General features: G+C 63.7%; 7 protein-coding genes and 1 pseudogene. 2 read left to right on the top strand and 6 right to left on the bottom strand.

Translation table 11 applies throughout. The annotated features are described in order from the left end of the window. On the bottom strand, positions 1–589 hold a 589-nt coding region (locus tag BLX42_RS14445), incomplete at its 3' end, for a biliverdin-producing heme oxygenase (protein ID WP_161872034.1). A gap of 141 nt (positions 590–730) precedes the next feature. On the opposite strand from BLX42_RS14445, the gene BLX42_RS14440 reads away from it, so the two are divergent. Next, a complete protein-coding gene (locus BLX42_RS14440) occupies positions 731–1,270 on the top strand; it encodes a histidine phosphatase family protein (RefSeq protein ID WP_046787914.1) in 540 nt (179 codons plus the stop codon). Positions 1,271–1,327: 57 nt separating this feature from the next. Here BLX42_RS14440 and BLX42_RS14435 read toward each other — a convergent pair whose 3' ends face one another. The 4 genes and pseudogenes from BLX42_RS14435 to BLX42_RS14425 all read right to left on the bottom strand — a co-directional run bounded on the left by BLX42_RS14435 (position 1,328) and on the right by BLX42_RS14425 (position 5,174). Beyond that, a complete protein-coding gene (locus BLX42_RS14435) occupies positions 1,328–2,113 on the bottom strand; it encodes a sulfite exporter TauE/SafE family protein (RefSeq protein WP_012313625.1) in 786 nt (261 codons plus the stop codon). A gap of 161 nt (positions 2,114–2,274) precedes the next feature. Further along, complete coding sequence (locus tag BLX42_RS27215) at positions 2,275–3,015, bottom strand: methyl-accepting chemotaxis protein (protein WP_371316843.1); 741 nt, start codon at positions 3,013–3,015, stop codon at positions 2,275–2,277. A 117-nt stretch (positions 3,016–3,132) separates the two neighbouring features. Further along, a pseudogene (gene mcpA / locus BLX42_RS27210) lies at positions 3,133–4,155 on the bottom strand (methyl-accepting chemotaxis protein McpA); the annotation flags it as partial. Positions 4,156–4,295: 140 nt separating this feature from the next. Continuing rightward, entirely contained in the window at positions 4,296–5,174 is an 879-nt protein-coding gene (locus tag BLX42_RS14425) for a LysR family transcriptional regulator (RefSeq protein ID WP_161872032.1), read from the bottom strand. Between the two features lie 101 nt (positions 5,175–5,275). Here BLX42_RS14425 and BLX42_RS14420 point away from each other — a divergent pair, with 101 nt between their 5' ends. After that, positions 5,276–5,704, top strand: a complete 429-nt coding sequence (locus tag BLX42_RS14420; protein ID WP_012313628.1) for a PACE efflux transporter — start codon at positions 5,276–5,278, stop codon at positions 5,702–5,704. A 14-nt stretch (positions 5,705–5,718) separates the two neighbouring features. Here BLX42_RS14420 and BLX42_RS14415 read toward each other — a convergent pair. After that, positions 5,719–6,708, bottom strand: a 990-nt coding sequence (locus BLX42_RS14415; RefSeq protein WP_161872031.1) for a hypothetical protein, incomplete at its 5' end; no start/stop codon positions are given.

The following is a 6,708-nucleotide window of genomic DNA, read 5'->3' as shown; positions in this document are numbered from 1 at the left end:
TTTGGTTCAGCACGTTGCGTTGCCCAAGCCAGCGCTCGAAGCTCTGGAATGTTTCGATGGCCGCCTGCACGGTGGCGGCCTGCGCTGCAGGTGCTGTCGAGGCCTGGCCAAGGCGGTCGAGGAAGCTGCGCCAGTAGTTGCCGGTCCGCGCACCGTATACATCGAAAAAACCTGTGCCGCTGGCCGGGTCGAGACCCAGGCGTTCGGACATTGCCTTTTTGAGTACCTGGCCACCCAGGGTCGAGCCTTCCATTACGTACATCACACCCAGCGCGCTTGCCTCATCGTTGATGGCAGGCAGCGCCTGGCACAGGGGCAGGGCATCGATGTCGGCGGCGCTCAGGTGCAAGGCTTGCAGGTCCAGGGTGAGAGCCGGTGTCTTGGCCCTCACGGGTTCCTGATAATCGCCCAGCCGCGCTTCGAGAGGGGCGTGGAACCCGTAATAGGCTTGCAGTAGCCGGCTGTAGGCAGCGGCATCGAAGTGCGCTTGAAAGAACGGCAGGCGGGCTTCGAGCGACTTGTGGCAGTCGCGTGTGCCCTCGCGCAGGGCTAGCAGCAACGGGCTGGGAGAGGAGGAGCTGGCTGGCATTCGGGTCGGCTCTAGTGGCATTTCGCCTAATTTGGACTGGCCATCGTAACGCAGTGTTCCTCCAGGGCTGCGACATTGTTGCGGAAAAAATAACCTCGGCGTGCTAAACCAGTCGGCCGTCCCCTGCGAAGAAGCCGCCTGGTGAAAGCCGTACACCTGACCTTGATCTGTCATGCCCTGACAACGGCCCAGAAGACCGGGCGCTTGCACCGCCCTGACGACAGCATCTTGCCGCTGCACGCCCAGCCGTTCGCCGTGGCGCCTGAAACGCGCATGCTGACCGCGCCGGAGCAGCGTGCGAGGGCAACGGCGGCAGGTTTTTCGATGCCGGTGCAGGTCGAGCCAGCGTTGGCCGATTGCGACCTGGGGTGCTGGCACGGGCTGGCATTGAAACAATTGCAGGCTGAGCAACCGCAGGCGCTGGCGTTGTGGCTGGACGACCCGCACAGTGCGCCGCATGGTGGTGAGTCGTTTGCCGAGCTGTGCCAGCGCATGGCGGGGTGGCTGGCGGCATTCGATAAACCGGGCGAGTGGGTGGCGGTGACCCATCCCATGGTGATTCGCGCGGTGCTGGTGCAGGTGCTTGGCTGCCCCCTGGCTGCCCATCGGCAGATTGATGTGCTGCCTTTGTCGCGTGTGCAACTGAGCTTTACCGGGCGATGGCGCTTGCGGCTCGGGTGAGGTGTGGCTTGTGATGGCGCGAGGGCCGGCCAACCCGTCTCACGCCAAATCCTTCCCTCAAAACGCCAGCTTGTACCCGATCAGCAACAGCATCCCCGCCAGGCAGGGCCGCAGCACGCGGTCGGAGATCCGCCCGGTGAGGTGGCTGCCCAGGTAGATGCCGGGCAACGAGCCGAGCAGCAGGTAGCCCAGCAGCGACCAGTCCATGTTGCCCATGCCGGCGTGGCCCAGGCCTGCGACCAGGGTCAACGGCACCGCGTGGGCGATCTCGGTGCCCACCAGGCGCCGGGTGACCAAGAACGGGTAAAGCAAAAACAGCGCCACGGTGCCCAGGGCGCCGGCACCGATCGAGGTGAGGGTGACCATGACACCCAGCACCACGCCGGTGAGGACGGTAAGGATGTTTAGGCTACGGTCGCTGAGTTGGTAATGGTCACCGGCATGGCGGTTGGCGAACGCTTGCAGCCGCGACTTGAACAGGATTGCCAGCGCAGTGAGGATCAATACCACCGCCAGGCCCTGCTTGATGATGCCATTGAGCGCCGAGGTGTCGGTGTGCAGGGTGCTCAGGAACCACAGGGTCAGCGCTGCTGCCGGGACGCTGCCCAGGCTGAGCAGGCCGGTGATTCTCCAGTCGATGTTCTTGTTGCGGCTGTGCACCCACACGCCACTGGCCTTGGTGATGGCGGCGTAGAGCAGGTCGGTGCCGACCGCGGTGGCTGGGCTGATGCCAAACCACAGCAGGATCGGCGTCATCAGCGAACCGCCACCGACGCCGGTCATGCCGACGATGAACCCCACAACCAGCCCGGCTATGGTGAAACCGAAAGAACCTACATCCATACGCTACTCGACTGCCCAGCTTTGCCCGTGATCGGATGGGTGCCAGCATATAGGTAGTTTATATAGCCAAATAGACTTGTTCGTTATTAGGTTATAACTGCCTGAGCTTCAGCGCCGGCACGCTCATCCCCTGCAGAAGGCGAGCGTGCCGGCACATCCCCTCAGATGCGGAAGCTGCCCACCAGTTGCTTCAAACGCCCGGCCTGCTGCGCCAGCGCATCGCAATGCTGCAGTGTCTGGTTGAGGTTCTCTACCCCTTGCTGGTTGAGCGCATTGATCTGGGTGATGTCCAGGTTAAGGCTCTCGACCACTGCGGTCTGCTCTTCGGTAGCGGTGGCCACCGACTGGTTCATGCCGTCGATCTCGCCGATGCGCTGGGTCACGCTGGCCAGGCGAACACCGGCCTGGTTGGCGACCTGCACGGTCTGTTCGCTGGACACCTGGCTGGTGTTCATGGTGTGCACCGCCTCACGCGAGCCGACCTGCAGGCTGGTGATCATGCGGTGGATCTCTTCCGCCGATTCCTGGGTGCGGTGCGCCAGGTTGCGAACCTCGTCGGCGACCACGGCAAACCCGCGCCCGGCTTCACCAGCACGGGCCGCTTCGATCGCGGCGTTGAGCGCCAGCAGGTTGGTCTGCTGGGAGATGCCCTTGATCACGTCGAGGATCTTGCCGATTTCGTCGGTGCTGGCATTGAGCGTTTCGATCTGTTCGCAGGATTCGCTGATGCGCTGCGACAGGGCGGTCATGGCGTTGATCGCTTCTTCCACCACTTCGCGCCCGCCATTGGCCTGCTCGCTGGCGCCGCTGGCGTGCTGCGAAGCGTCGGCAGCGTTGCGTGCGATTTCCTGAGTGGCGGCACCCAGCTGGTTGATGGCCGCAGCGACACTGTTGGTGCGCATGCTCTGCTCTTCGGAACCGATGATCGAGGCATTGGAGGCGTTGACCACCTTTTCCGACAGGTCGTGCACCAGCCGCGTGGCCGACGACACTTCGCTGATCGAGGTGTGAATGCGTTCTACAAAGTGGTTGAACGAGGTGGCGAGCTCGCCGAACTCGTCCTTGCGCTGCACGGCAAGGCGGCGGGTCAGGTCGCCTTCACCTTCGGCGATGTCGCGCATGGCGCGGCCCATGGTGGTCAGCGGGCGCATCAGCACCGGGATCAGCAAGCCCAGCAGCCCGGCGATGGCCGCCACGGCAATGACCATGGCGATGATCGCCGAGGTGCGGAACTGGCCCAATGCGGCGTAGGCCTTGTCCTTGTCGATCGACAGGCCGATATACCACTGGGCAGACGGCAAGCCGGCCACCGGGGCAAAGGAGATCAACCGCTGTTGGCCATCGAGGGTGACATCCTGCATGCCGGGCTCCACGCGCAAGCCAGCGCCTGGGTAGATGTCCTTGAGGTTCTTCATCACCTGGTCTTTGTCGGGGCTGACGATCACTTGGCCGCTGCTGTCGGCGAGGAAGGCGTGGCCGATGCCGCCGAAGTCGACCGAGTTGATGATCTGCACCAAGGTATCGAGGGTCAGGTCGCCGCCGACCACTCCGAGCATTTCGCCGTCACGCTTGACCGGCGTGGCGATGGTCACCATCAGGCCACCGACGGCGCCCTGGTAAGGGGCTGTTAGGACGGTCTGCCCGGCGCTTGCGGCGGCGCCATACCAGGGGCGCTGGCGTGGGTCGTAACCGGCCGGCATCTGGGCATTGGGGCGCTGGGTGAACACACCATTGGCCTGGCCCAGGTAGGTGAAGAGGAAGTTTGTTGTGTAAGAAGGCTGCTCGATCAGCCCGGCCAGGGTATCGCCCGTCCCTTGTTCAGCAATGTCCTGGGCCAGGTTCTCCAGCACCAGGATGCGCCCGCTCATCCAGTTCTGCACGCTGCTGGCAGTCAGCGCACCGGACTGCTGCACCGACGATTCGATGTTCTGGGCGATGATGTTGCGTTGCAGGTAGTCGTTGTAGAGCGTGAACAGGGCAAAGGCCAGTACCACGACGCCGCACGCGCTGAGGAGGATCTTGTGGCGAAATTTCAGGTTCATGTTTCGAGACCTTGAGCCATGGAGGGAAGGGCACTGCGCGCTTGTGGCGCGATGGGCCTGTCCACTCTGGTATCGGCAAATCTCATAAAAAATTGAAGCACTTACGTCATCAGGCTGAGGCGATTTCGACGGACGGTGCGCTAGCAGTTGGCTAGCTGTTCGATCAGCAGACGCGCCGCTTGGCGCAGCGGTTGCTGCCTGCGCCAGAAGGCATGAATCGGCAACTGAAGTTCGTTGCGGGTATTGCCAAAACGCAGACGTACCAGGCGCCCGGCAGCGATCAGTGGCGCCACCCTGGCCAAGGGCAAATCGCCCCAGCCAAGGCCTGCTTCGACCATTTGCACGGCGAAGTCGAAACTGTCGGTGGACCAGTGCGTGGCGCCGATCAGCGCGCGCGGGTCGGCCAGCGGCAGGTCGCGGCTGCGCACCAGGATCTGGCGCACGTTGATCAGGTCTTCCAGGTAGCGGATGCGCCCGTCGCGCAGTGCCGGGTGCGCCGGTGACAGGGTAGCAACCAGCGATTGCGTACCAATGTGCTGGAACCCCCGGCGGGCATCGACGTGCAGGCCGGCGAAGGCCAGGCACAGGTCGGCACGGCCGCTGTCGAGCAACTGCAATGCGTCTTCCTGCGGGGCACTGAGCAGTTGGATGTCCAGCAGCGGGTAGCGCTCGCCCAGGCTGGCGATGGCAGTAAACAGCGGGCGCTGATCGATGTCCGGGACCACGGCGAGGGTCAGGCTGCTTTCCAGCCCTTGCGACAACTCCAGTGCGTGCACCTGCAATAGCCCCAGTTGCTCGGCGATCAGCCTGGCGTGTGGCTCTAGCGCCACCGCCTGGGCGGTGGGGTGAACCTCGCGCGGGCCACGCTCGAACAGGGGGTAGCCCAGTTCGGCTTCAAGGTTGCCGATGGCCATGCTGACGGCAGAAGGTACCCGGCCAAGGGTGCGCGCCGCAGCGGAAAACGAACCCCGGTCGAGCACGGCGAGGAACAGCTGGATATTGTCACTGGAAAAGTTCATGTCGGCCTCCTGTCAGTCAATCTGAAAGCTACCGACTTTTTCTGTCAATAAATTTGAATCATTCTCGCGCCCTTCGCTTGATTCCACATGAGGTAAAACCGGTGCAAGGACTGAAACGCAAACTGGTCTACGTGACTTTCTACGAGCTGATCGGCTTGTGCATGTCGACGCTGGGGCTGGCTTACTTGTCCGATACCCAGGCTTCGCATACCGGGCCGCTGGCGGTGATGATCACCACCATCGCCATGCTCTGGAACCTGATTTACAACAGCCTGTTCGAGTATTGGGAGAGCCGCCAGGCCAAGCGCGGCCGCAGCGTGGCACGGCGGGTGGTGCATGCCGTCGGTTTCCAGCTGACCCTGGTGGTGTACCTGATCCCGCTGATTGCCTGGTGGCTGGGCATGAGCCTGGTCGAGGCGTTCCTGGTGGACCTTGCCTTTATCATCCTGGTGCCGTGCTACACGTTTGCCTACAACTGGGCGTTCGACCGCATCTTCGGTCTGCCGGCATCGGCCATGGCTACCGCCTGAGGGTGTCGGTACCGCTATGGCGGCAGGCGGATCAACAAGGGCTCCTGCCGCGCAGGTTGTTCCGGTTGCACGGCCGGGTCCACTGGCCGCGGCGCACTGGCCAGCAAACTGTCCTCGACCTGCCCCGACAGGTAGTACACCCCCGCCATGGCGCCGCTCTGGCGGTTCTCCATCAACTCCTGCCATTCCTGATTGAGCGCCACGTTGAGGATCACCCGCAATTGCTCGACCATCTCCGGGTGATCGCGATCGTGGGTGATCATGCCGTAGCCGGCTGCCGCCACCGAGATCATCGCCCCGGCCACCTTGCCCACCGCACTGGCCACGGCACTGGCAATGCCGCGAGGGGCCAGGGTGGCGCCAAGCTTTTCGCTGGCGCGGGTGGCCACCGACGACAGGCCTACGTCGGTCTGCCCCGGGCCCTTGGCCGCTTGCCGGTGCAGGTGGTCGCGCAGGGCGAGCCAGGCGGGTTGCTGGTCGAGTGGCTTGGCCTTGAGCAATTGATAGAGGCTGGCGTTGCGCGCCGGCGGCGGCCCCAGGGCAATGGCCGGGACCCGGTTCAGGCGCTGGCTGAGCTGATCGGGTGGGGCGTTGTAGCGCTGGATGATGGCCGGCAGTTGCTGGCCAAAGAGTTGCAGGTACAACTCGCAGGCGCGGTCGCGGATGACTTCGGGGTTGATCTGCTCGGCCACCGGCTCGATCACCCGGTTCTGGTACTGCTCCTGCAGGTACAGGGCCAGGCGTTTTTCCGCAGGCTCGCGGCCCTCACCGCTGTTGAGCTTGTACCAGGCGACCTTGAGGGTCAGCCATTGCTGGGTCCAGTAACCGGTGAACCAGGGAATGAAGTCGCTTTCGGTACGTTGCTGTACCTGTTCTTTCCATACCCGCATCGAGCGCCGCGCATAGTCGTTGGCCGAGCCTGCGGCGCCTACCGATGCATCGATCAGTTCCTGGTCAATGCGTTGCCAGGCAGCGGGGGTCAGCACGGCGGGCGGCGGCGGGGC

The organism is Pseudomonas sp. SG-MS2, from assembly GCF_009933855.1.
Classification (GTDB): Bacteria; Pseudomonadota; Gammaproteobacteria; order Pseudomonadales; family Pseudomonadaceae; genus Aquipseudomonas; species Aquipseudomonas putida_E.
This window is presented reverse-complemented; position numbering and strand designations above follow the sequence as displayed.